This window comes from Streptococcus sp. 21.1, assembly GCF_016648635.1.
Lineage (GTDB): Bacteria > Bacillota > Bacilli > Lactobacillales > Streptococcaceae > Streptococcus.
In genome coordinates, this window is the sequence record NZ_JACLQL010000016.1 from 1 (window position 1) to 23,649 (window position 23,649).

Here is a 23,649-nt window from a genome sequence, read left to right on the forward strand (position 1 = left end):
GTTCTCAAAGGTCTTTGCCTCTCTTAAGACAACTCCTATATTCTAGCAAATCTAGAATAACTTGTCAACACTTTTTTCGAAGTTTTTTCACTTCTCGTGTTCGCCGCCTCTTCCGAAGCAGCTTATTTATAATATCATCTCTGACTTATCTTGTCAATAACTTTTTTAAAGTTTTTTTCAAACTTTTTTCAGTTACTGAACAATTTCCTTGAGACTTTATTAGTCTATCAAGTTTGTGAACCAATGTCAATACTTATTTTCTATCCAAAAAGTGAAAGGAAAAAGAAGATCTCTAGTATCTCCTTTTTTCTATTTTTTATAGAGCTGCTCGCATGCGTGCTTGTGAATTTTCGACATTTCGTATTGAGCGCGGTAAGAACGCACGGATGTCATCTTCTTTATAACCCACTTGCAATCTCTTATCATCAATTAAGATTGGACTTTTCAAGATTCTTGGGTTTTCTTGAATCAAATCAATCACTTCACTAACACTGAGCTCGTCGATATCACAATTTAGAGCTTTAGCATAGCGATTTTTTGATGAAACAATGCTCTCAACACCATTCTCTGTTTTTGATAGGATGTTTAAGATTTCTTCTTTTGTAAGTGGTTCTTTACCAAGGTTTTGTTCTTTATAAGGAAGTTGATGGTTGTTCAACCATGTTTTTGCTTTTTTACAACTTGTACAACTTGAGATTGTATAAATCTTAATCATGTTAATTCTCTCTTTCTGTCACATGATACTATTATCTTATCATTGTCCTTAGTTTAAGAAATCGGTCTAGCGACCTATTTTGAATCTAAGGGGACTTTTTCAATTATCATAGATCCTTTTTTACTTAGATTAAATCAAAGAGAAAAAGAGCTCTTCGGCTCTTTTACGCTTATTCTTCAATTTCAATGGTTGAATCAAGGTCCAAAACAAGTTCATCAGATGTTTCTTCAACTTGTGCTTCTTCAACACCATCCTCTTCATCTGGTTCAATCAAACCATAGTGTACACGTACTTTATGATCAATTTCTTCAAAAATATCTGGATGATCTGCCAAATATTTTTTAGCATTTTCAGATCCTTGACCAATCTTCTCTCCATTATATGAGAACCATGCTCCGGCTTTTTGAATAATTCCTAAATCACTAGCGATTTTTACAAGCTCACCTGTTTGTGAAATCCCTTCACCATACATAATTTCGACAAAGGCTTCTTTAAATGGTGGGGCAACCTTGTTTTTGACAACCTTGATTTTAGTTTCCTTACCAACATTTTGATCTTTTTTATCACCAGTCCCTTTGATTTGCGTATTTCCACGTACATCAAGACGTACTGATGCATAAAATTTCAGAGCACGTCCACCAGGGGTCGTTTCTGGATTACCAAACATAATACCAACTTTTTCACGCAATTGGTTAATGAAGATAGCAATTGTTTTTGTTTTATTAATAGATGCAGATAGCTTACGCATGGCTTGACTCATCATACGCGCTTGAAGCCCAACATGACTGTCACCAATATCTCCATCAATTTCTGCACGTGGTACCAAGGCCGCAACTGAGTCAACAACAACCAAATCAACTGCACCAGAGTCAATCAGCTTACCTGCAATTTCGAGACCTTGCTCACCTGAATCAGGTTGTGACAAAAGAAGCTCATCGATATTAACACCTAGGGCTGCCGCATAAGCAGGGTCAAGGGCATGCTCTGCATCGATAAAGGCAGCGATTCCGCCTTCTTTTTGTGTCTGAGCAACAGCATGGAGGGCTACAGTCGTTTTACCTGATGATTCTGGTCCGTAAATTTCGATAATACGGCCTTTAGGATAACCACCTGCACCAAGAGCAATATCCAAAGCTAGCGAGCCCGAGCTCATAACCTGAACCTTCTGCTCTGCACGCTCACCAAGACGCATAACTGCACCCTTACCAAAATCTTTTTCAATATTCTTCAAAGCATCATCAAGTGCTTTACGACGCTCATCTCCAAATTTCTTTGTAATTTCTTCTGTTTTCTTTGTTTTCTTAGCCACTTCTTTTCCTCTTCTTTCTATAGTTAAAGACAAACTTAAATCAAGTTGTCTCTTGTAATAAAGCTTGGCGAACTAAGTTAAAGGCATAGAGGGTACTAATATATCTAACATCAGAACGACTTCTTCCACCTATAACAACCTTGATTGACCTTACTTGATTCCTATCAGCAATACCAATAAATACTGTACCTGCTGGGTGTCCTTCTAATGAATCTGGTCCAGCTACTCCGGTAAGTGCAATTCCGTAATCGCTATCTGTTTTAGCTCGGGCACCTTCAGCCATTTTTTCTGCAGTAAAATGACTGACAACACCATGTTTTTCTAGTTGCGACAAGGGAATATCCAACATTTTAGATTTTTCTTCAATGCTGTAAGTAACAAAACCGCCTTTAAATACTTGTGAGGCTCCTGAAAAATCAGCAATACTAGCCTGAAATAAACCTGCTGTTAGGCTTTCAGCTGCTGTGATAGTCTTGCCATGGTTCTTAAGCAAACGGAAAGTTTCAAAGGCTAAACTATTAGACTCTCCATATCCATAAATAAAATCAGATAAGGTTTTGCCATCTAGAGTTTTAGTAGAACAAATTTGTTTTTCTAAAACATCTAGTTTTTTATCTGCTTCTTCTCGTGAAGAAGCCTTTGTTGACAAGCGAAGTGTTACTTCCCCCACTTTAGCGTATGGAGCTATGGTTGGATCTGTTTGGTTAACAATAAAATCCTTCAGAATAGTCACCAATTGACTTTCTCCAACGCCAAAGAATCTTAGGACTCTCGAATAAAGACTTGCGTGATTCTCAGTAAGTGCTGGAACAAGTTCCTGATTCACCATAGGTTTAAGTTCACTTGGTGGCCCAGGTAGGACTACATAGGTCACCCCTTGAGTAGTAATGACACCTCCAACTGCAAGACCTGTAGGATTTTGCAAGGGGATAGCCCCCTCAACAATTTGCGCTTGACGTTCATTATTAGGCGTTCGTGTGTGTTTAGGGCGAGTAGCAAAGAAACTGTCCAGCTTTTTACTGGCCTCCTCATCAAAAACAAGTTTTTTTCCTAAGAACTTAGCTAGGGTTTGCTTGGTTAAATCGTCCTCCGTAGGGCCAAGTCCACCACAAAGTATGACTAAGTCACTACGTCTACTAGCTTGGTCTAGAACTGAGAGTAGGCGGTTTTCATTGTCTCCTACTGCTGTGTGAAAATACACATCGATTCCTAGTTCAGCTAGTTTCTCAGATAAAAATTGGGCATTGGTATTGGTGATTTGCCCGGTTAGGATTTCGGTTCCTACTGCAATCAATTCAGCTTTCATTGGTTCACCTATATTACTATTCGTAAAATAATCTCAAAATCATGTTCGTTTATAAACTAACATGTTTTTCTCGTCTTGTCAATCAAATCCACTCATTTATTTGAAGTCACAGTTATTTTCATGATCATTCACAAATCCTGCGGCTTGTAAAAATGAATATATAGTAGTCGGTCCTAAAAATTTGAACCCTCTCTTTTTTAGATTTTTGGCAATCTGTTGGGATAAATCAGTTGATGATGGGACGCCCTTATATGTGGGAACATAATTTATCAAGGGCTTTCCGTCAAAGAAATGCCAAAAATAATGAGACAGGGAGCCAAATTCATCTTGGAGTTTTAGTACTTGTTTGGCATTGTTTACGGTTGCTTCTAACTTAAGTTTGTGACGAATAATATCTGGATTTTGAAGCGCTTCTTCAAGTTCACTTAGGCTAAACTGGGCAACACGCTCAATATCATAGTTATGAAAAACACGATTAAAGGCCTGACGTTTATTTAAAACAGTTAACCAAGAAAGTCCTGACTGATAACTTTCTAAGCAAAGCAGCTCAAAAAGTTTTTGATCGTCACCAATAGGCTTTCCCCACTCCTTGTCATGATAATCACAATATAATTTATTGTTTGTTGGAACCCAACGACAACGATTGACCATTGCTTACCTCATTTCATCAACATCTTAAGAGCTGATTTAATGTATTGCTCTGCCGTTTCATTAGTACCTTCGAAGAAGGCTTTGATTTTCTTAAGTTCTGCAGCTTTATAACCAAGAGCAAGCAAGGCTTCCATAGCCTCATCCAACTGATGATTCCCTTCAGGTTGACTTGGTATCGTCTTGGTCGTTTCTGTTGGTAACTCTGCAAATTTCCCTGCCAAGTCCAAAACCATTTGCTGGGCTGTCTTTTTACCAATCTTTGGAAACTTCATCAGGTACTTGATGTCACTATTATCAATGGCAGCCACCAAGCCTTGATTATCATCTACAGCAACAATGGCTAGAGCAGTCGTCGGACCTATTCCAGAAACTGAAATAAGCTTAAGGAAGACCTCTTTTTCATCTTCAGTATGGAAACCAAAAAGAAGGTGGGCGTCATCCCTAATAACCTGATGAAGGTAGACTTGGATAGTCTGATTCATCTGGTCAGAAAAACTATAGGGGTTCGCTACAGTGACTATATAACCTAAGCCGTTTGCTTCTATAACAATATACTTGGCGGTAATTTTCACTAGAGTTCCCTTGATGTAATCATACATAGCGTGTGATTTCCTTTCTCGTTCGTATCTTCAACGGATTGCTTTGTTATTTTATACTTATAAGATAGTTGTCTTGAGTGTTTATTTTGTCACCTCAAGCACTGCTGTACTATTGTAACAAAAAATCCACTCGAAAGTGGATTATGTTTGCTCTATTTTAAGGATGACTACTCGTCTTTAAAGTATCTGTAATCATCTTCAAGCCTAATAGAATATATGTTACAACGCCTAAAGTAAAGGCAATGCTAGAAACATTTACTAGGGCATTCTCCAAACTTGGTCGACCTAACCAAGCCAAAATATAGAAAATCAAGCTAGTCGCTAACAATGTTAAGCCAACAAGTAAAAAGTGTTTATTAGTTTTTGTTAGGTGTCTCATCACTCTACCTCCTAACTTAAAAATCAGTCAACCATCCTACAATGATGTGCTAAAACATTAGAAGATTCCTTGTCTTCACCACTATTATAAATCTAACATTCCTATTCGTAAAGTAAGACGAAAAAAAGTTTTAATACTTTCCTAAGTCACGTAGACTGGTATGATTTTCTTGAATTCGACGGAACATTTTTTCCATATCAGACTTTGTAAAGTTGACAAGTACAGGACGTCCGTGAGGGCAATTGTAGGGGTTTTTACACTGGGCAAGCTGTACTAGAAGATCACGCGCAGAGTAATCATCGAGAGCATGATTGGCCTTGATTGAACGTTTACAACTCATCATGATGGCTAACTCTGCACGATAGGTCTTGACAGACACTTCATTCGTCAAAAGAAGCATGTCGCACATCTCATAGACTGCAGATTCAATCTCTTCTTCCTTCATCCAGATAGGATGTTCACGAAGAATAAAGGTGTTATTCCCATAAGGCTCTAAATAGATACCAACCTGGTTAAGAAGAGGCATTTTTTCTTGTAAACTAATGTAATCCGAACCTGAAAATTCAAAGAGATAGGGAACCAAAAGCTGTTGTAAACTACTGTCAACCTCACCAATCTTTTCGCGATAGTACTCATACTTGACACGTTCTTGGGCAGCATGCTGGTCAATGATGTAAAGTCCACCTTGTCCTTGAGCAAAGAGATAGGTTCCATGCATTTGACCAAAAAACTCCAACTCAGGGAAGGTTGATGTTTCCTCATTGTCCAGATTTTCAAGCATGCGCTTCATTTTCGACTTGTTTTTATAATCAAGTTTTTCGTGTTCGCTATCACTATCATCTGCTAAACGTTTTGCCTGTTTAACAGTAGGTTGCGGTTTGTTTTCTACCGATGAAACTGAAGACTCTGACTCTAATACAAGAGATTTGATATCTTCTTGGACAGTCTCTGGTTTGACAAAGAAATCATTACGACTGCTATCATAGTAAAGATTGGTCTGTTTGAGTGGTAAACTCGTTTGAACCGGTTTAGATACACCTCTAGTACTTGACTTGGCTAGATTTTCAAGGGCATCTGGAATTAAATCCTGCTCTCTAAGACTTTGAGCAATGGCAGAGCTGATGAGGGCCATAAGCTCCTTTTCTTTAGAGATACGTACTTCCTGTTTTGTTGGGTGAACATTGACATCAGCCAAATAGGGATCAATTTGAATATCAATAACCGCAATAGGGAAGCGTCCTACCATGAGTTTAGAACCATAACCATCAAAAATAGAACGGTTAAGCAGGAAGTTTTTTATATAGCGTCCGTTAATGAGAATTGTGATGTAGTTACGATTTGCACGAGTTAATTCAGGAAGGCTGACATAGCCAGAAACTTCAAAATCAAGGTCAGAATTTGAAATTTCCACCATTTTTTTAGCCGTTGTCAAACCATAAATCCCGGCAATAGCTTGACGGAGGTCTCCAGTACCTGAGGTCTGTGTCAACTGACGACCGTCATTAAGCAAGGTGAAGGCAACTTCGGGATGAGCTAGACTCAGACGATTGACAACATCGACAATATGAGCCAACTCGGCCTGTAAACTCTTCATATACTTGAGACGAGCAGGGGTATTATAAAATAAGTTTTCAACGGTAATCTTTGTTCCAACTGGTGTTGAAATAGGATCCTGACTCTCAATTTCCCCACCCTTGGCAACCAGTTTAGTCCCATAGGCTTCTCCATCAGCCGCCGTCACAATGGTAAGATGACTGATAGAAGCTATCGATGGCAGGGCCTCACCTCGAAAACCAAGAGTTCGAATACGAAAGAGGTCTCCTTGATTTTTGATTTTACTTGTTGCATGACGGCGCAAACTCATGGCTACATCAGCTTGAGCCATTCCTTCGCCATTGTCTGTAATTTGAATTTTTGAGAGGCCTGATTCTTCAACTTCAATAGTAATCTGGGTGCTGCCTGCATCAATAGCATTTTCCACCAGCTCTTTAACTACACTAGCTGGTCGCTCTACGACCTCTCCAGCAGCAATCTGATTGGCTAGAACTTCAGGCAATTCGATGATTTTTGGCATAATTATTTTTTCTCCCTTCTAAAAGGTTGATAAATTCACTGGTGCTGACTGTTACTTATGCTTACTGTAAAGCCACAACTCACACACAACTGTTAGCCAAGATAAGGCTGTAGCTATAACAATCATATCCCCATGACGAAGGTTGAACCAAATGAGCCCAGAAAAAATCAAGAGGTAGATGATTTGGAAAATCCATTGGTAGGTTTTAGGCGATCTTGTAGAATCCATAAACTGCTTAACAAAGAAATAAAACAAGAGCAAGTTCAGTGTTAGTGCCTTTTCAAAAGGTGTAAAAGAGCTCAAAAGCAAGCTAAAAGCAAGAAAAATTCCTGTTAACCATTTCATTATAGATTTCATGTGATTACCTCGTCAGTGCGTTTTCATTAAGTATAGGGGTTTTCTAAAATATTTTCAACCACTTAGACACCATATAGGACCACATAGACAAGTGCTATTGCTGTGGGCTAGTAAATAGTGTTTAATAAAGGTGTGAAAGGGAGGAGGCCTCCTCAATTACAAACAAGAAAGGATCGTTATGAAAATAAAAGTTCAGATTGACTCGGTATTTCAAGAAGAGACGTTGCAGATTCAGGCACCTAGTCGGACGCCAAAGATTCAGCAAGTCGTCGAGTTTGTCGAAAGTTTGGATGACAACCACCGACTCAAAGGAAAAAAAGATGGAGAAACTTATCTTATCGAACCCAAAGCTATTTCCAGAATTTACATCGAAAATCGACAAGTTCTAGCTGAAACTATTCAAGGAGAGTACCCCTTAGGCTTACGTCTCTATCAAGTTTTAGAAAAACTGCCATCTTACTTTATCAAAATTTCACAATCAGAGATTGTCAACCTCAAAGAAATTGAACGCTTCAACATCACCCCTAACGGCCTCGTAGAAATTCACCTTAAAAACAAGGAAACTACCTACTCATCACGCCGTTACCTCAAAGCAATAAAGGAGAAATTACAATGAAAAAACAATTTTTTAAATCAGGCACAAGTGGCATCCTTATTGGATTAGCTGTATCTATGATTATGTCTCTTATCTGGGCGCCAAGCTACATGCCTCTTAATCCTCACTCAGCCATTGGGCAATGGATGACATCACATCAGGTTCACGGATCTATAGTATTGGCCTACTGCCTCATCACTTGGTTTGCTATCGGTATTCTTTTTGAAGTCGCTAGTTATATCTTCCGTAAGGCTGAGTGGAGTTTGCTTCGTGCAACCCTCACTCACTACGCCTTGACCTGTCTAGGTTTCATCCCACTAGCTACCCTCAGCGGATGGTTCCCTCTACGTTTGACTTTCTACTTGGAGCTAGTCATTGAATTCAGCCTTATCTATCTCCTCGTTTGGGTTTTCTCTTATTGGAAAATGAAAAAGGATATTGAACAACTCAACCAAGAATTGAAACACCTATAAAAGAAGCCTGTCAATTGACAAGCTTCTTTTATAGTTTCTGTTTTAAATCTGCTACAGCCATCATGACTTGCATAGGTGTCATGTTGTAAATATCTAAATCACGCAACTCTTGAAGAACTGGATTTTCAGTAAAATCATCAAAGAGAGAGATTTGCTCGTTGACATGCGTTTCAGTGGCAGGTTTCTCTTGAGGCGATACCTTTTCCTGAGGTTGGATGGTAACTGTATCGCCCTCTAGTTGTGTCAAGATGGTGTCAGCACGTTCCAGTAAATCTGCTGGTAAACCTGCAATCTTAGCCACATGAATACCATAAGATTTGTCAGCTGGGCCATCGACAATTTTGTGAAGGAAAGTCACCTCACCATCCTTTTCAAGTGTCGCCACATGAACGTTGACAAGGTGTGTCAAACTGTTTGACAAGGCTGTCAACTCATGATAATGGGTCGCAAACATGGTCTTAGCCCCCACCTTGTCATGAATAAACTCAATAATAGACTGAGCCAGAGCCATACCATCATAAGTGGCTGTCCCACGTCCCAACTCATCAAAAATAATCAAGGAATTAGGTGTCGCCCGCTTAATAGCCTGGTTAGCCTCCATCATCTCAACCATGAAGGTCGACTGGCCTGAAATCAGGTCATCTGCAGCACCAATACGTGTATAGATAGCATCAAAAACTGGCAAATCAATACTATCTGCTGGCACGTAAGACCCCATCTGAGCCATAACTACTGATAAGGCTAACTGACGCATATAGGTGGATTTACCACTCATATTTGGTCCTGTGATGAGCTGAATATTGGTCTGACTGTCAAAGGTAATCGTGTTTGGAATGTATTCCTGAACGCCCATAACCTTCTCAACCACTGCATGACGGCCTTGATCAATAACAATACGATGCTCATCATTGAACACAGGACGAACATAATGATTAGTCTCTGCTGTAACAGCCAGACTCTGAAGCACATCGACTGTCGCAATAGCCTTAGCCAAAGATTGCAAACGGTCAATATAGCGTTCAACCTGTTCACGGACACGCATGAAAATATCATACTCTAGCGTTGATGATTTTTCACGCGCCTCAAGCATCTCACCTTCAATTTTAGCCAACTCAGCAGTTCCAAAGCGCTCTGAATTTTTCAGAGTTGCCTTGCGGAAGAAATGGTCAGGAACCAAGCTAAGGTTAGAGTTGGTCACATGGAAGTAATAACCATCTTTACGGTTATAATCAATCTTTAGTGTTGTAATACCAGACGCTTCACGTTCCTTGGCTTCGATATCTGCGATCCATGACGTTCCCTCACTCATCACCTTGCGATACTTGTCCAAGGTCTCATCAAAACCAACACGGATAATGCCACCTTCTGTAATGGTTGCAGGAGCATCAGGATCAATAGCCGACCGAATCAAACTCTCTAATTCTGGCAGAGCATCTAACTCTTGTAAAAGACGTGACAAGGCCTCATCATTAAAAGACTCCAAAATCGCCTTAATGACCGGTACTTGAGCCAAAGTATGACCTAGCTGAATCAAATCTTTTGGATTAGCCTTGCCAAAGGAAACACGACTGGCCAGGCGCTCAATATCGTAAACACCTTTTAGACTCTCAGTCAAGTCACTACGCTCAAAGAAATTGTCCAAGAAAACTTGGATGATATTCTGACGCTCGGTGATAGTGGCTTGATTCACTAAAGGACGATCAATCCAAGTTCGCAAGAGACGCATTCCCATAGCTGTCTTGGTTTCATCCAAGAGCCAGAAAAGAGATCCGTGTTTCTTGCCCGTCCTAGCATTTTCCAGTAAATCCAAACTTGACTTGGTCGCATAGGACATCTGCAAGTAATCTTTAATCTCATAGTGCTGAGCCTTTTGTAAATGACTGAGCTCTCGCATCTGAGTTCGATGAACATACTGGAGAAGTTTACCCGCCACACTGCTTTCCAAATCTGTCAAACTAGTGTCAATCAAGTGGACATCATCGTAAACCTCTGTTTCCTTGGAGAGAAGCAGGTTGAGTTGCTTTACCAAAACTTGTTCATCAGCTTTAGGTAAATCATACCCAACGACTACTTCACGTGCCTTAAGATTCTGAATTTCACTGCAAACTGAACTAAAATCATCCAACTCTGTCGCAAAAAATTCACCCGTTGATACATCCATATAGGCCAGACCGAATCGACTTCCAACCTTGTCAATGGCTACTAAGAAATTGTTGGCATTATCAGGTTTAGAGCTGTCAACCACTGTCCCTGGCGTGATAACCTGAACCACCTCACGCTTGACCACGCCAACAGCCTGTTTAGGGTCCTCCATCTGCTCAGCAATGGCTACTTTGTAGCCCATCTCAACCAAGACATCAATATAGGCTTGAGCCGAATGATAAGGAACACCTGCCATAGGAATGGGATTATCTGCGTTCTTATTACGACTGGTTAGGCTAATTTCCAATATTTGGGCAGCCTTAACGGCATCATCGTAAAATAATTCGTAAAAATCCCCCATCCGAAACAGCAAAAAAGCATCTGGATAATTTTCCTTGATATCCAAATACTGCTGCATTCCTGGAGATATCTTTTCCTTAGCCATGTCTTAACTCCTCGTTAATCTTTTCTTCGATTGACTTGGTCACATATTGAATCAAGTCACTGGCATCTTGCATCTTTTGACGGTAATCCTGAACAATAGGCAAATTTTCCAACTCATTCTGAATCAAATCTGCCTGCTCACCTGCCTCCTCATAGGCACGTTGTTTCTCAATTTTTTGAAAAAGCACCGCTTCTTGTTGATAAGCCTTCATCTGTCCAGCCATAGAACTAATCTGAGGGATCTGTCCAATAGCTTTCTCAGCCTCTTGAAAAGCAAGAACCGCCTCATGGTGTTTGAGGAGGTCGATTAACTCTTCTTTGGCTTTTTGGAAATCCTGATGGGGAGTCTTCATCAGTGAAACTCACTTTCCAATCTTTCAGCAACCACTGCGTCCTTACAGATTACCAATAGGGTATCTGCGCCAGCAACGGTTCCTAAAATTTCAGGATTGCCGTCACTATCAATCAGGTTAGCCAAAACATCTGCTTCACCCAATTCTGTATGGAGAACCAGCATAAACTGGGCACGGGAAACTGATTTGACATAGTCCTTAACCGTAGGATCCAAACTTGAAAGCACATGCTCAGACAAACTATAGTAAAGTTTACCTTCCTCATCACGAAGCTTCAACAGGCCAATCTCACGCAAATCACGTGACAAGGTAGCCTGTGTAACCGTGATACCTTCCGCCTCTAGGCGTTGCTTAATTTCCTCTTGTGTCCCAATCTTATCTCTTGAAATCATCTGTTTGATAACAGCTTGACGATCTCTCTTCATTATCTTTCCTCTTTTTATGTATATTCCTTGCATATTATAACAGAATTTTTGTATTTTTTCATGAAATACTTCTTGAGAGATACTTTCTTGTCTCTACCCTATTAACTAAAATAATGGTAAAATAGGTATGAATGACAAGATTTGAAATGGAGTACCTATGAATACTAAAGAACTCATCGCAGCAGAAATTGCCAAAGTTGTTCCCGAATTGGAACAAGAAAACATTCAAAATCTGCTTGAAACCCCTAAAAATGCTGACATGGGAGACCTCGCCTTTCCTGCCTTCTCATTGGCTAAAGTCTTGCGCAAGGCCCCTCAAATGATTGCAGCAGACATCGCTGAAAAAATTGATGCTTCAAACTTTGAAAAAGTTGAAGCTGTTGGTCCTTACATCAACTTCTTCCTTGATAAATCAAAAATCTCGGCGGACGTTCTTGGACAAGTCATCGCTCAAGGCAGCCACTACGCTGACCAAAACATCGGTCACGGACGTAACATTGCCTTTGATATGTCTAGTCCTAACATCGCTAAACCTTTCTCTATCGGTCACTTGCGTTCAACAGTTATCGCTGACGCTCTTGCCAACATCGTAGCTAAACAAGGCTACAAACCAGTCCGCATCAATCACTTGGGTGACTGGGGTAAACAGTTTGGAATGCTAATTGTTGCCTATAAGAAATGGGGTAGCGAGGAAGCTGTCAAAGCCAACCCTATCAATGAACTCCTTCAACTTTATGTGCGTATCAATGCTGAAGCTGAAAAAGACCCATCTGTAGACGAAGAGGCTCGTGAATGGTTCCGTAAATTGGAGGCTGGTGACGAGGAAGCAACTGCCCTCTGGCAATGGTTCCGTGACGAAAGCTTAGTAGAATTCAACCGTCTCTATGATGAACTTGGTGTTTCATTTGATAGCTACAACGGTGAAGCCTTCTACAATGATAAGATGGACGAAGTCGTTGACATCTTGACAGAAAAAGGACTTCTCCAAGAATCTCAAGGTGCCCAAGTGGTTAACCTTGAAAAATACGGTATCGAACACCCAGCCCTCATCAAAAAATCAGATGGTGCAACACTCTACATCACACGTGACTTGGCTGCTGCCCTCTACCGTAAACGTACTTACGACTTTGCCAAAGCTATCTATGTGGTTGGTAATGAACAATCTGCCCACTTCAAACAGTTGAAAGCTGTTCTTAAAGAAATGGGCTACGACTGGTCTGACGATATGACTCACGTCGCCTTTGGTCTTGTAACTAAGAACGGTAAGAAATTGTCAACCCGTAAGGGTAACGTAATCTTGCTTGAGCCAACTATCGCTGAAGCTGTTAACCGTGCCCAAGCTCAAATCGAAGCTAAAAACCCAAACTTACCTAACAAGGAAGCTGTTGCTCACGCTGTTGGTGTCGGAGCTATCAAGTTCTACGACCTTAAAACAGACCGCATGAATGGTTATGACTTTGATCTTGACGCTATGGTATCCTTCGAAGGAGAAACTGGACCTTACGTTCAATATGCACACGCTCGTATCCAATCTATCTTGCGCAAGGCTGACTTCACGCCATCTGCAGATGCTACATACAGCCTAAACGACGTTGAGAGCTGGGAAATCATCAAACATATCCAAGACTTCCCACGTATCATCAACCGTGCATCAGACAACTTTGAACCATCTATCGTTGCTAAATTTGCTATCAGCTTGGCACAAGCCTTTAACAAATACTATGCGCACACACGTATCTTGGACGAAAGCCCAGAACGTGACAGCCGTTTGGCTCTTTGCTACGCAACAGCAACAGTCCTCAAAGAAGCTCTTCGTCTTCTCGGTGTTGAAGCTCCAGACGAAATGTAATCTATACTTAAAACGCCTAAGGGCGTTTTTTTAGTAACCAAAAAAAGAACCCAACACGTCAGGTTGAGCTCTTTTGGAGATTATGAAAAAGAAAAGTTCGTTGTTCTACAAAAAGTATAAGCCAACGAGACTTACTGAACAGCGTTCAGTAAAAGTTATTTAGGAGACTTAAAGTATAACCTCCCTACCTTAAAGAAACCTTAAATCGCAGAAAAAAATCCCCTCAGGGATTTTCACAGCAGCCCAGAGACCACTGAAAAGATACGATTGTACAGGCTTCCCAACCTCTTCTTCCTAATCCTCCAAGGTGACCGCTTGTCCAATAGAATCTTTATATAACTATATTACCTTGTTTTGGAAGGGTTTTCAAGTGTTTTCTTAAAATATCCTAATAAAACCTCAAAAAAGAAGAAAAAGCCTAGATTTCTAGACTTTCTTCGGGGAGATTTGTTATGAAAAAATTATGTTTACCTCTAGCTCACAAAAGCTAGCTGCTTTATTAGGATGGTTATAATATATCCTCATAAACTTAAAAGTAGCTTAAGAATAGAAATTCTAAATTAAATTGGTAAACAATACAATGTGAAATTATAATACCACTTTCACAGAGTGATTCTGTCACCTATCGTCCACGTCTAGCTAAATCTGTTCCAAATTTATATCCTGAACTAAATGATGCAACTGCTAGACTTCCTAAACCAATAGCAACCATAATTGGTGCAACACCTCCTTGAATTTCCTGTAATTCTTTTTTACTCAACTCATATTTTTTAGACATCTTTTTCTCCTAGCATTTTCAAAATTAATATAATCAAGATTAAGAGCAACGCTATATTTGGAACATCGATGGATAACATCCATGATGGAACTTTAATATAACCCAAATCGCTCATCATTCGTGCAATATTATAGAGCAGGCTTATTAAAAGAATAATTAACTCTGGTAGATATTTTACAAGCTCTTTAAACATTGTCTGCCTCCAATGATTCTTGAATGTTAAGGACGATTAGCATAATAACCTGCTGCAATCCCTGCAGCACCACTTGCTGCTATAACACCTGCAACGCCACCAATGACCTTCCAACCTACGACAACTCCACCAATTACAATCGGTGCAAGACCTCCGTTAACCATCATCAATTCTTCATCTTGAAGAGTAACACAGTTTACATTTTCTAAATTCAATACCATCCAATTCTCCTTTTCTATTTTTAGAATTATAATAACGAGTGTCATTATTCTTTCCACTCGCTAGCTCGTTGGTATTCTCTCGAGCTATGTTATTATTATAATTTGTCAATCAAACAAAAAATAGTGACATAAATGTCACCATCAAAAAAAGCAGGTCTGCCCTGCTTTTTTACTGTATTGCTTCAATTAGTCACCCAAACCGATGCGTTCGAAGATTTCATCCACACGTTTAGTGTAGTAAACAGGGTTGAAGATCTCGTCGATTTCTTCTTGAGTGAGACGTGAAGTTACCTCTGGATCTGCTTCAAGAAGTGGTTTGAAGTCTACTTGGTTATCCCATGATTGGGCAGTCTTTGGTTGAACAAGGTCGTAAGCTTGCTCACGCGTCATGCCTTTTTCAATCAAAGTAAGCATGGCACGTTGGCTGAAGATCAAACCAAATGTAGAGTTCATGTTGCGGATCATGTTTTCTGGGAAGACCGTCAAGTTCTTGACGATATTTCCAAAACGGTTAAGCATGTAGTCAATCAAGATGGTTGTATCTGGTGTGATGATACGCTCAGCTGATGAGTGAGAGATATCACGTTCATGCCAAAGAGCAACATTTTCATAGGCTGTTACCATGTGACCACGGATAACACGTGCAAGACCTGTCATGTTTTCAGAACCGATAGGGTTACGTTTGTGAGGCATTGCTGAAGAACCTTTTTGACCTTTGGCAAAGAACTCTTCCACTTCACGTTGTTCAGATTTTTGAAGACCACGGATTTCCGTTGCCATACGCTCGATCGAAGTTGCGATGCTAGCAAGAACCGCAAAGTACTCAGCGTGAAGGTCACGAGGAAGGACCTGTGTAGAGATTTCTTGAGCACGGATACCAAGCTTGTCGCAGACGTATTTTTCAACGAATGGTGGGATGTTGGCAAAGTTCCCAACCGCACCAGAAATCTTACCAGCTTCTACACCAGCAGCCGCATGCTCGAAACGCTCGATGTTACGCTTCATTTCGCTGTACCAAGTCGCCAATTTAAGACCAAAAGTTGTAGGCTCAGCATGCACACCGTGGGTACGACCCATCATGATGGTGAACTTGTGTTCTTTCGCTTTGTCAGCGATGATGTTAAGGAAGTTTTCAAGGTCCTTGCGGATGATATCGTTGGCTTGTTTGTAGAGATAACCGTAGGCAGTATCTACCACGTCAGTAGAAGTCAACCCATAGTGAACCCACTTACGTTCTTCACCAAGCGTTTCAGAAACCGCACGTGTGAAGGCAACCACATCGTGACGTGTTTGCTGCTCGATTTCAAGAATACGGTCGATGTCAAAGTCTGCTTTTTCACGAATCAAAGCCACATCTTCCTTAGGAATTTCTCCCAACTCAGCCCATGCTTCGTCAGCCAAGATTTCCACCTCAAGCCAAGCACGGTATTTATTTTCTTCAGTCCAAATGTTCGCCATTTCAGGGCGGCTATATCTATCAATCATGTTTTCTTTTCCTTTCTTTTGATGTTTCACTTAAGTAGGGCGGACGTCAGCAGCTTCCTTCGGAATCTCATGACTAAATCTTGAGCCTGAAGTCTCAAAATTTCCGTCGCTTACGCTTTCCCCACGGCGTGAAACATCGGTTTATCAACTAAAAATTACCTTATTCAAATTCTTCTTTCCCAATCCACACAGATGGATAATGATCCAGTGTATTCAATTCCGTATCTAGCGGGACATCATAGATAGCCAAATAGTTATCAGGATATTGTGCAACTAGCTCTCCATACTTCGCTTTCACTTTTTCGTGATCGCTACTAGCATACAAAATTTCGACGACTGCCCCCGTCTTATCTTTTTCAACAAATGCATTAACGATGAGTTGAATCATAAAACCTCCTAAATCGAAATTCCCTTCATGTTTGCTTCTAGAATGGGCATCTTCACACCTAACTCCTGACCGGTCTGATAAACACTTTGACAACAGTAGAAGATGTCCTGTTTATCATTGTGCAAGGTCATAATTTTTCGTGTCAGCTCATTTTTCGCAAACATGACTTTCATGGCTTTTCCTGCAATCCAAGCGGGAATTTTGTATGGCAAGAGTTCTGCCTTATAAAGCTTCAAATTTACGCCACGCGCATCTACCACTTTCAAAGCTTCCCGAATGGCCTTGATGGCTAATGATAATTCCGAAGAACTATTCATCAAGTTCAAAGCCAATTCTTCTGGGTTTTCCAATTTTCCTGAACGAGCAGCTGTCGAAGTAACACCCGCATTAATCGCCATGTGAATCCAAATCCACTCGACCATATCATGAGGAACTTCCCACTTCAAATCTGCAGAAGTCAATAAATCTGTCAGATCAGCATAGTTAGAAATGTCTGCTTTTTGCTCACCTTCTAGCATTAAATGGTCGAACAAGACACCATCCAAATGGTCCTCCTGCATATGACCGCCCGCTGTCGGAAAAGCCAGAATATAGTCGTAATCTCCTGCCCACTCTTGGACCTCTTTTCGAGTATTCCAGAAATTGCAGAAGAAAACGAGGGTGCCTTTGATATTATTTTTTCGCAAGGTTTCCACAGCTTCTTTGACAAAGCCATGACGCACACTGAGAAAAATAAAATCATATTCCGAATGAGCTTCTGCCACATGAACTTCATAGGTGTCGTGTTTGTTTTCACCCTTGGAATGATAGCGACCATCTAGCAAATCAACCAAGAGGGATTTTGGAGCATTGTTTCGCTTACTGTCTCTAAGTACGTGTTCTACTTGATGACCTGCTTTTTGAAAAGCGTAGGCGTAAGTGGTCCCGATAACTCCGAGTCCTAGGATTGCTATTCTCACCTAAAAATCAATTCCTTTCCCAAACTCAACCACACTGTCTGGCTCATCACTAAACAAAGTCACATGCCCCATTTTGCGGTTGTGCTTCGCTTCTAGTTTACCATACATGTGGAGGTGGGCGCTTGGATTTTCTGTGACATAACGCTCAGCTGCTTCGACGTGTTGGCCGAGGACGTTGAGCATGACAGCAGGCGCATGGAGGTGGATTGCTGGAAGTGGTGCTCCGAGAACGCCCAAGATATGCGTGTCAAACTGTGAAAAGTCGCAAGCTTCGATTGAGTAGTGTCCTGAATTGTGTGCGCGTGGTGCGATTTCGTTGACGATGATGTCATCAGCTGTCGCAAACATCTCCACACAGAGGGTACCAGAGAGGTTAAGTTGCTCAGCAATCTTCACAGCCATAGCTTTAGCTTTCTCAGCTAGACTGTCAGAAATGCGAGCAGGCACGATAGTTTTAGAGAGGATATTGTTGCGGTGGATATTTTCCTGAACGGGGAAAACCGTCACATCCTTGCCGTTACCAGACACGATGACTGAAATTTCAAGGTCGAAGTTGACGAACTCTTCCAAGACACACTCGGCTGAGTTAGCAAGGGCATTTGCCTCTTCCAAATCGTCGGCTGAAGTGATGACTTTTTGACCGTGGCCATCGTAACCACCTGTCGCTGTCTTGAGGACGTATTTTTTAGAAAGGTCAATATCTTCCAAATCAAGGCTAGATGTCACAACCTTGTAAGGAGCAACTGTCACTTTAGCCTTGTTTGAGAGGAAGTCCTTCTCAAAGATACGGTTTTGTGAAATACGAAGCAGGTCTGTCCCTTGTGGAAGCTGACCGTCTTTGATAACAGCGTCAAGGCCGTCAGCGTCGACATTTTCAAACTCATAAGTGAGAACATCACAGCGGTCTGCCAACTGGCGAAGGGCGTCTACGTCATCATAGGGTGCCACGATGACCTCAGACACACGAGAAGATGGACAATCTGCTGCAGGATCAAGGGTAATAACCTTATGGCCCATGTAGATAGCTGAGATAGCCATCATCTGACCGAGTTGGCCACCACCGATGATACCAATGGTTTTAGTTGAGCTCATTTGTAGACTCCTCTGCGATTTTTCCTTGTTCTTCAGCAAAGTTAACGAGTGCATCCGCAATGGCCTTGTCTTCTACTGAGAGAAGACGGAGGGCAAAGAGGGCAGCGTTGGTAGCTCCTGATTCACCGATAGCCATGGTTGCGACAGGAACCCCACCAGGCATCTGAACGATAGAATAGAGCGAATCCACACCGCTAAGAGCACGTGATTTGACTGGCACACCGATGACTGGAAGGGTTGTTTTGGCAGCAACCATCCCTGGCAAGTGAGCAGCGCCACCAGCACCTGCGATGATGACCTTGATGCCACGGCTACGTGCTTCTTCCGCATGTTTGAACATGAGGTCTGGTGTACGGTGTGCAGAAACAACTTTCTTTTCGTAAGCGACGCCGAAGTTGTCGAGGACTTCAGCGGTTTTTTTCATGGTTGCCCAGTCGGATTTTGAGCCCATGATGATGGAAATTACTGGTTTAGTCATAATTTTTCCTTTTCTTTTTTGATAATGGTCTTAAGTGGTGGGGACGGAAGCAAACCTTCGGTTTCATTCCTAAACTTTGAGCCTAAAGTCTCAAAGTTTCCCCCGACCAGAACAGATGCTGTTCTGGTCTTTTCACCACGGCGACCATTATCTTAGTTTGGCTCGCTTTCGCTCGCCTTTTACGACCTACGGTCGCTGATTATTTGTTAGCCTTGCTACCGATATCGTTTCGGTAGAAGAGGCCCTCTGTGTTTTGTTTGTTGAGTTCGTTGTAAATAATGTTTTGGCCGTCTTTGACGGTGTCTGCTGTGGTAACCAACATGTAAACACGTCCTCCGTTTGAGAGGAGATCTTGGTCGTTTTCAGCAAATTTAGCACCAGCATAGTAAGTGATGATGTCGCCTTCTGTCTTGGCTGGAAGCTTGACACCCTTCTCATAAGCCAGTGGGTAACCGTTTGATGCGACAACCACACCAAGTGTCACCCCTTTATCCGTCCAAGTAATAGTTGGCTCTTTACCATCCAAAATGTCAGTGATATTTTGCGCAAAATCAGAAGTCAAACGAGGCAAGATGATTTGCGTTTCAGGATCACCAAAGCGTGAGTTGAATTCGATGACTTTAGGGCCGTCAGCTGTCAAGATAAGACCAGCGTAAAGGACACCAGTGTAAGGACGACCTTCTTTAATCATACCTTCAAGGACTGGCTTGACAATAGTGTCAACCGCTGTGTCAACCACGCTCTGTGGCAAGTGAGGAACCGGCGCATAGGCACCCATCCCACCAGTGTTAGGGCCCTTGTCCCCATCATAAGCACGTTTGTGGTCCTGAGCCGTTGGCATAATGTAGAATTTATCTCCATTGACAAAGGCAAAGAGAGAAAACTCTTCCCCGTCAAGAAATTCCTCGATGACCACTCGCGCACCTGAATCACCGAATTTATTGTCCAAAAGCATCTCGTGAGCAGCTTCGACGGCTTGCTCAACCGTTTCAGCAACGACGACACCTTTCCCAAGGGCCAAACCGTCTGCCTTGACGACGATTGGAGCGCCTTTTTCCTTGATGTAGGCCTTTGCTTCCTCGAAATCTGAAAATGTGCCATAGGCTGCTGTCGGAACGTCGTATTTGACCATGATTTCCTTAGCGAAATCCTTAGACCACTCCAGCTCAGCCGCAGCCTTGGTCGGACCAAAGGCTTTGAGTCCTGCCGCATTGAAATCATCCACGATACCAGCCGCAAGGGCATCATCTGGACCGATAAAGGTCCAAGCAATATCGTTCGCCCTTGCGAAGTCAATCAGCTTAGAATGTTCGGAAATTCCGATATTGATCAAATCAAGACCGTCCAATGTCATCCCGTCATTACCAGGAGCTACGAAAACTTGCTCAACGTCTTTAGACTCCAATAATTTCTTGGCAATCGCATGTTCACGACCACCAGAACCAACAACCAAAAGTTTCATTTGAAAGATACCTCAATATCAAATAAGACTAGGGGCAAATGCCCGTTAACGACAATCATTCGGAAAAATTAGCAATTTTCACGAATTATACATAACCATTATAACATATTTGTTCGGAGATATGGGTGTGTATCCAAATTTGGACATAAAAAAGGCAGCCACTTGGACCGCCTCTTGGGAGATTATGAAAATGAAAAAAGTTATTTAGGATTGATGATAGTATAGTCTAAACAGCTTAAGGGAGGCTTAAACGCAAAAATATCTTCATTTTCCTGAAAAACTGCGAATAGGTAGGTGGAGGTTAAAATGAAGAAAAAATTACTAAATTGTCTCTTACCGCTAGCTTGTCTAGCGACTGTATCGGTTTCGTGTGGCAGCTCTGCTCAGGCGGCTGTCCTCGGAGATGACTATCCTTCCTCTTGGAAATACGGTGGCTTCGGTGTCGATCCATGGACCATGTACTGGCGTCAGTGCACATCCTTTGCGGCCTATCGCCTCAGTAACACCAACGGTTTCACTCTGCCTGTAGGTTATGGAAATGCCATCACTTGGGGCAGTATCGCACGTGCCAATGGTCACCGTGTTGACATGAATCCTGCTGTTGGAAGTATCGCTTGGTTTTCAGCTGGTGTCAATGGAGCTGGTCATATGGGGCATGTCGCTTGGGTTGCGGAAGTTCATGGTGATCAGGTGACCATTGAAGAGTACAACTACGATGCGGGACAAGGGCCTGAGAAATACCACAAACGTAGCTTCCATAAGAGTCAAGTGTCTGGCTATATCCATTTTAAAGACATCGATTCAGGAGCTCAAAATGGAAATCCTACTACCCCTTCTATCAAAGTTGGCGATACGGTCCGCTTCACAGGAACCTTCCGTGTCACGTCTGTGTCAGGAAATACCATCACCAGCCAAGACCTAGCAGGGGGCACACCAACCAAACACAATATCGTTGATCCTGGGCCCGTTCTTGAAGTTGATGGACAAGGCAATCCAACATCAGACCAGTACCTCAATCCTGGTGAGACCTTTACTATTCCAGGTAACTTCAAAGTTCTTGCAATTGACCCACCAAGCGATGGTGTCCTCGTCCAAATCGGAAATCGCAAGACTTGGGTAACCCAGTCTGTTCTTGAAAAGGTTTAAATCTATTGAACAATCGTGAGAACGGTTGTTTTTTTTCATGCACCGAAATAAAAAAGCCCAGCCAGTGCTGAGCTCTTAGGAGATTTATGAAAAAGAAAAGTTTTTTAGGATGGTATTAGTATAGCTTGGGTAGCTTAAAGGAAACTTAAGGCATCAAAAAAACATCCAATTTCTTGGATGCTTTGAAAATTCTTAATGACGGAAGTGACGAACACCTGTAAAGATCATTGTCAAACCATGTTTATCAGCCGCTTCGATTGACTCTTGGTCACGGACTGATCCACCCGGTTGGATGATTGCTTTAATACCTGCTTTAGCGATTTCTTCCACGTTATCTGCAAATGGGAAGAAGGCATCTGAAGCAAGAACAGCACCATCAAGACGGTCTTTAGCTTGCTCAATGGCGATACGGACTGAAGCCACACGGTTAGTTTGACCAGGGCCAACACCAAGTGTCATGTGGTCGTTAGTCACGATGATACCATTTGATTTGACGTACTTGATAGCTTTCCAAGCAAACTCAAGAGCTGTCGCTTCTGTTTCAGTTGGTTGGCGTTTGGTAACCACTTGCCAGTCAGCTGGGCTTTCTTTAACAACGTCTTGGTTTTGAACGAGGAGACCACCAACAACACCAGTGTATTCTGCTTCCACTTCGCTAGCATCTTGAGCGTCAAATGGCAACTCAAGGATACGCAAGTTTTTCTTCTTGGTAGTCAAGATTTCAAGCGCTTCATCTGTATAGCTTGGTGCAATGATGATTTCAAGGAAAACACCATGCATTTTCTTAGCTGTCGCAGCATCTACCTCACGGTTGAGAACGACGATACCACCGAAGATTGACACTGGGTCAGCTTCATAAGCGTAGTCCCAAGCTGTTTCAATGTCATCAGCTTGACCGATACCACATGGGTTCATGTGTTTGAGAGCTACAACTGTTGGACGGTCTTTGAAATCACGGATGATACGGATAGCGGCATCAGCGTCACGGATATTGTTGAATGACAATTCTTTACCGTTAAGCTGTTTAGCTGAGGCAATTGAGTAAGCCGTTGGCAAACCTTTTTGGTAGAAGTCTGCGTCTTGTTGAGGGTTTTCACCGTAACGCATAGGTTGCTTGAGGTCATAAGTCAAAGTGAGTTTTTCAGGTTTTGTTTCACCCACTTGAGCTGTGAAGTATTCTGCAATCAAAGCGTCGTATGAAGCTGTGTGACGGTATACTTTCGCTGCCAAACGTTGGCGAGTTTCGTAGCTTGTTTCGCCGTTTGCTGACAATTCATCAAGAACAACAGCATAGTCAGCAGGGTCTACAACAACTGTCACGCTAGCATGGTTTTTAGCTGCTGAACGAAGCATTGATGGACCACCGATATCGATGTTTTCAACTGCGTCAGCGTAAGTTACGTCTGGTTTGAGGATAGTTTCCTTGAATGGGTAAAGGTTTACCACAACAAGGTCGATAAGTTCGATATTATTGTCCTTAGCTGCTTGAAGGTGGCTATCGAGGTCACGACGAGCGAGGAGTCCACCGTGGATATTTGGGTGAAGGGTCTTAACACGTCCGTCCATCATTTCTGGGAAACCAGTTACATCATCGATCGCAATGGTGTCAACACCAGCATTGTCAAGGGCAACTTTGGTACCACCTGTTGAGATGATATCCCAACCAAGTTTTTTGAGTTCTTGGGCAAATTCAACAATGCCCGCTTTATCTGAGACTGAAATAAGTGCTCGTTTAGTCATTTTCTTTCTTTTCCTTTTTTAAAAAAGTTCTTTATC

At 41.9% G+C, this 23,649-nt stretch carries 25 protein-coding genes; 4 read left to right on the forward strand and 21 right to left on the reverse strand.

The genetic code is table 11. From position 1 onward, the window contains the following. Positions 1–316: 316 nt before the first annotated feature. The 8 genes from spx to H7U01_RS09160 all read right to left on the reverse strand — a co-directional run bounded on the left by spx (position 317) and on the right by H7U01_RS09160 (position 7,390). Positions 317–715, reverse strand: coding sequence for a transcriptional regulator Spx (spx, locus tag H7U01_RS09125; RefSeq protein ID WP_002886328.1), 399 nt, complete (start codon positions 713–715; stop codon positions 317–319). Between the two features lie 169 nt (positions 716–884). Next, positions 885–2,024, reverse strand: coding sequence for a recombinase RecA (gene recA / locus H7U01_RS09130; protein WP_201041484.1), 1,140 nt, complete (start codon positions 2,022–2,024; stop codon positions 885–887). 40 nt (positions 2,025–2,064) lie between these two features. Further along, on the reverse strand, positions 2,065–3,330 hold the full coding sequence (locus tag H7U01_RS09135) for a competence/damage-inducible protein A (protein WP_201041485.1): 1,266 nt from the start codon (positions 3,328–3,330) through the stop codon (positions 2,065–2,067). Positions 3,331–3,426: 96 nt separating this feature from the next. Continuing rightward, entirely contained in the window at positions 3,427–3,981 is a 555-nt protein-coding gene (locus H7U01_RS09140) for a DNA-3-methyladenine glycosylase I (RefSeq protein WP_201041486.1), read from the reverse strand. A gap of 8 nt (positions 3,982–3,989) precedes the next feature. After that, positions 3,990–4,580 (reverse strand): Holliday junction branch migration protein RuvA, encoded by a 591-nt coding sequence (gene ruvA / locus H7U01_RS09145; RefSeq protein WP_013989915.1) that lies wholly within the window; start codon positions 4,578–4,580, stop codon positions 3,990–3,992. Between the two features lie 157 nt (positions 4,581–4,737). Continuing rightward, positions 4,738–4,959 carry a hypothetical protein gene (locus tag H7U01_RS09150; protein ID WP_201041487.1) on the reverse strand — a complete coding sequence of 74 codons (222 nt, stop codon included), beginning with the start codon at positions 4,957–4,959 and terminating at the stop codon, positions 4,738–4,740. Between the two features lie 130 nt (positions 4,960–5,089). Then, positions 5,090–7,033 (reverse strand): DNA mismatch repair endonuclease MutL, encoded by a 1,944-nt coding sequence (mutL, locus tag H7U01_RS09155; protein WP_201041488.1) that lies wholly within the window; start codon positions 7,031–7,033, stop codon positions 5,090–5,092. 51 nt (positions 7,034–7,084) lie between these two features. Further along, positions 7,085–7,390 carry a hypothetical protein gene (locus H7U01_RS09160; protein ID WP_201041489.1) on the reverse strand — a complete coding sequence of 102 codons (306 nt, stop codon included), beginning with the start codon at positions 7,388–7,390 and terminating at the stop codon, positions 7,085–7,087. Between the two features lie 178 nt (positions 7,391–7,568). Here H7U01_RS09160 and H7U01_RS09165 point away from each other — a divergent pair, with 178 nt between their 5' ends. Beyond that, the gene (locus H7U01_RS09165) at positions 7,569–8,006 is read left to right on the forward strand and encodes a LytTR family DNA-binding domain-containing protein (protein ID WP_013989911.1); all 438 of its coding nucleotides are present in this window, start codon (positions 7,569–7,571) and stop codon (positions 8,004–8,006) included. Next, positions 8,003–8,458, forward strand: a complete 456-nt coding sequence (locus tag H7U01_RS09170) for a DUF3021 domain-containing protein (RefSeq protein ID WP_002889588.1) — start codon at positions 8,003–8,005, stop codon at positions 8,456–8,458. The genes H7U01_RS09165 and H7U01_RS09170 overlap by 4 nt, the downstream gene beginning before the upstream one ends. A gap of 28 nt (positions 8,459–8,486) precedes the next feature. Here the strand turns inward: H7U01_RS09170 and mutS are convergent, their stop codons facing one another. Genes mutS through argR form a run of 3 tightly spaced genes read right to left on the reverse strand, consistent with a single transcriptional unit; the run spans position 8,487 to position 11,825 of the window. Next, positions 8,487–11,045: a DNA mismatch repair protein MutS gene (gene mutS, locus H7U01_RS09175; RefSeq protein WP_201041490.1), complete on the reverse strand. Its 2,559-nt coding sequence runs from the start codon at positions 11,043–11,045 to the stop codon at positions 8,487–8,489. Then, a complete protein-coding gene (locus H7U01_RS09180; RefSeq protein WP_060972890.1) occupies positions 11,038–11,397 on the reverse strand; it encodes a YlbF family regulator in 360 nt (119 codons plus the stop codon). Before H7U01_RS09180 ends, mutS begins: the two co-directional genes overlap by 8 nt. Then, positions 11,397–11,825, reverse strand: a complete 429-nt coding sequence (argR, locus tag H7U01_RS09185; protein ID WP_171963598.1) for an arginine repressor — start codon at positions 11,823–11,825, stop codon at positions 11,397–11,399. The genes H7U01_RS09180 and argR overlap by 1 nt, the downstream gene beginning before the upstream one ends. 154 nt (positions 11,826–11,979) lie before the next feature. Here argR and argS point away from each other — a divergent pair, with 154 nt between their 5' ends. Continuing rightward, positions 11,980–13,671: an arginine--tRNA ligase gene (gene argS, locus H7U01_RS09190; RefSeq protein WP_201041491.1), complete on the forward strand. Its 1,692-nt coding sequence runs from the start codon at positions 11,980–11,982 to the stop codon at positions 13,669–13,671. Between the two features lie 622 nt (positions 13,672–14,293). On the opposite strand, the gene H7U01_RS09195 is transcribed toward argS, so the two are convergent. The 9 genes from H7U01_RS09195 to purD all read right to left on the reverse strand — a co-directional run bounded on the left by H7U01_RS09195 (position 14,294) and on the right by purD (position 20,727). Then, a complete protein-coding gene (locus tag H7U01_RS09195) occupies positions 14,294–14,449 on the reverse strand; it encodes a class IIb bacteriocin, lactobin A/cerein 7B family (protein WP_013989906.1) in 156 nt (51 codons plus the stop codon). Continuing rightward, positions 14,442–14,642 carry a hypothetical protein gene (locus H7U01_RS09200; RefSeq protein WP_013989905.1) on the reverse strand — a complete coding sequence of 67 codons (201 nt, stop codon included), beginning with the start codon at positions 14,640–14,642 and terminating at the stop codon, positions 14,442–14,444. Before H7U01_RS09200 ends, H7U01_RS09195 begins: the two co-directional genes overlap by 8 nt. Positions 14,643–14,668: 26 nt before the next feature. Continuing rightward, positions 14,669–14,863, reverse strand: coding sequence for a class IIb bacteriocin, lactobin A/cerein 7B family (locus tag H7U01_RS09205; protein WP_004181980.1), 195 nt, complete (start codon positions 14,861–14,863; stop codon positions 14,669–14,671). A 186-nt stretch (positions 14,864–15,049) separates the two neighbouring features. Next, positions 15,050–16,348 (reverse strand): adenylosuccinate lyase, encoded by a 1,299-nt coding sequence (purB, locus tag H7U01_RS09210; protein WP_070475791.1) that lies wholly within the window; start codon positions 16,346–16,348, stop codon positions 15,050–15,052. A 160-nt stretch (positions 16,349–16,508) separates the two neighbouring features. After that, positions 16,509–16,736 carry a phosphoribosylaminoimidazole carboxylase gene (locus H7U01_RS09215; RefSeq protein ID WP_155198558.1) on the reverse strand — a complete coding sequence of 76 codons (228 nt, stop codon included), beginning with the start codon at positions 16,734–16,736 and terminating at the stop codon, positions 16,509–16,511. Positions 16,737–16,744: 8 nt separating this feature from the next. Then, a complete protein-coding gene (locus H7U01_RS09220; protein ID WP_173018067.1) occupies positions 16,745–17,695 on the reverse strand; it encodes a ketopantoate reductase family protein in 951 nt (316 codons plus the stop codon). Next, complete coding sequence (purK, locus tag H7U01_RS09225) at positions 17,696–18,787, reverse strand: 5-(carboxyamino)imidazole ribonucleotide synthase (RefSeq protein WP_155198559.1); 1,092 nt, start codon at positions 18,785–18,787, stop codon at positions 17,696–17,698. After that, the gene (gene purE, locus H7U01_RS09230; RefSeq protein ID WP_155198560.1) at positions 18,774–19,265 is read right to left on the reverse strand and encodes a 5-(carboxyamino)imidazole ribonucleotide mutase; all 492 of its coding nucleotides are present in this window, start codon (positions 19,263–19,265) and stop codon (positions 18,774–18,776) included. The genes purK and purE overlap by 14 nt, the downstream gene beginning before the upstream one ends. Positions 19,266–19,464: 199 nt before the next feature. After that, positions 19,465–20,727, reverse strand: a complete 1,263-nt coding sequence (purD, locus tag H7U01_RS09235) for a phosphoribosylamine--glycine ligase (protein WP_201041492.1) — start codon at positions 20,725–20,727, stop codon at positions 19,465–19,467. Between the two features lie 306 nt (positions 20,728–21,033). Here purD and H7U01_RS09240 point away from each other — a divergent pair, with 306 nt between their 5' ends. Beyond that, entirely contained in the window at positions 21,034–21,873 is an 840-nt protein-coding gene (locus tag H7U01_RS09240; RefSeq protein ID WP_155213439.1) for a CHAP domain-containing protein, read from the forward strand. A gap of 192 nt (positions 21,874–22,065) precedes the next feature. Here H7U01_RS09240 and purH read toward each other — a convergent pair whose 3' ends face one another. Continuing rightward, positions 22,066–23,613 carry a bifunctional phosphoribosylaminoimidazolecarboxamide formyltransferase/IMP cyclohydrolase gene (gene purH, locus H7U01_RS09245; RefSeq protein WP_004181944.1) on the reverse strand — a complete coding sequence of 516 codons (1,548 nt, stop codon included), beginning with the start codon at positions 23,611–23,613 and terminating at the stop codon, positions 22,066–22,068. Positions 23,614–23,649: the final 36 nt, after the last annotated feature.

Coding starts and splice junctions, on each gene's coding strand:
- H7U01_RS09135 (WP_201041485.1), bottom strand. CDS start 3,330: ATGAAAGCTGAATTGATTGCAGTAGGAACCGAAATCCTAACCGGGCAA.
- H7U01_RS09240 (WP_155213439.1), top strand. CDS start 21,034: ATGAAGAAAAAATTACTAAATTGTCTCTTACCGCTAGCTTGTCTAGCG.
- H7U01_RS09180 (WP_060972890.1), bottom strand. CDS start 11,397: ATGAAGACTCCCCATCAGGATTTCCAAAAAGCCAAAGAAGAGTTAATC.
- mutS (WP_201041490.1), bottom strand. CDS start 11,045: ATGGCTAAGGAAAAGATATCTCCAGGAATGCAGCAGTATTTGGATATC.
- H7U01_RS09165 (WP_013989911.1), top strand. CDS start 7,569: ATGAAAATAAAAGTTCAGATTGACTCGGTATTTCAAGAAGAGACGTTG.
- H7U01_RS09140 (WP_201041486.1), bottom strand. CDS start 3,981: ATGGTCAATCGTTGTCGTTGGGTTCCAACAAACAATAAATTATATTGT.
- mutL (WP_201041488.1), bottom strand. CDS start 7,033: ATGCCAAAAATCATCGAATTGCCTGAAGTTCTAGCCAATCAGATTGCT.
- purD (WP_201041492.1), bottom strand. CDS start 20,727: ATGAAACTTTTGGTTGTTGGTTCTGGTGGTCGTGAACATGCGATTGCC.
- argS (WP_201041491.1), top strand. CDS start 11,980: ATGAATACTAAAGAACTCATCGCAGCAGAAATTGCCAAAGTTGTTCCC.
- purE (WP_155198560.1), bottom strand. CDS start 19,265: ATGACTAAACCAGTAATTTCCATCATCATGGGCTCAAAATCCGACTGG.
- spx (WP_002886328.1), bottom strand. CDS start 715: ATGATTAAGATTTATACAATCTCAAGTTGTACAAGTTGTAAAAAAGCA.
- ruvA (WP_013989915.1), bottom strand. CDS start 4,580: ATGTATGATTACATCAAGGGAACTCTAGTGAAAATTACCGCCAAGTAT.
- purK (WP_155198559.1), bottom strand. CDS start 18,787: ATGAGCTCAACTAAAACCATTGGTATCATCGGTGGTGGCCAACTCGGT.
- H7U01_RS09215 (WP_155198558.1), bottom strand. CDS start 16,736: ATGATTCAACTCATCGTTAATGCATTTGTTGAAAAAGATAAGACGGGG.
- H7U01_RS09170 (WP_002889588.1), top strand. CDS start 8,003: ATGAAAAAACAATTTTTTAAATCAGGCACAAGTGGCATCCTTATTGGA.
- H7U01_RS09160 (WP_201041489.1), bottom strand. CDS start 7,390: ATGAAATCTATAATGAAATGGTTAACAGGAATTTTTCTTGCTTTTAGC.
- purB (WP_070475791.1), bottom strand. CDS start 16,348: ATGATTGATAGATATAGCCGCCCTGAAATGGCGAACATTTGGACTGAA.
- purH (WP_004181944.1), bottom strand. CDS start 23,613: ATGACTAAACGAGCACTTATTTCAGTCTCAGATAAAGCGGGCATTGTT.
- H7U01_RS09205 (WP_004181980.1), bottom strand. CDS start 14,863: ATGGTATTGAATTTAGAAAATGTAAACTGTGTTACTCTTCAAGATGAA.
- H7U01_RS09200 (WP_013989905.1), bottom strand. CDS start 14,642: ATGTTTAAAGAGCTTGTAAAATATCTACCAGAGTTAATTATTCTTTTA.
- H7U01_RS09150 (WP_201041487.1), bottom strand. CDS start 4,959: ATGAGACACCTAACAAAAACTAATAAACACTTTTTACTTGTTGGCTTA.
- H7U01_RS09195 (WP_013989906.1), bottom strand. CDS start 14,449: ATGTCTAAAAAATATGAGTTGAGTAAAAAAGAATTACAGGAAATTCAA.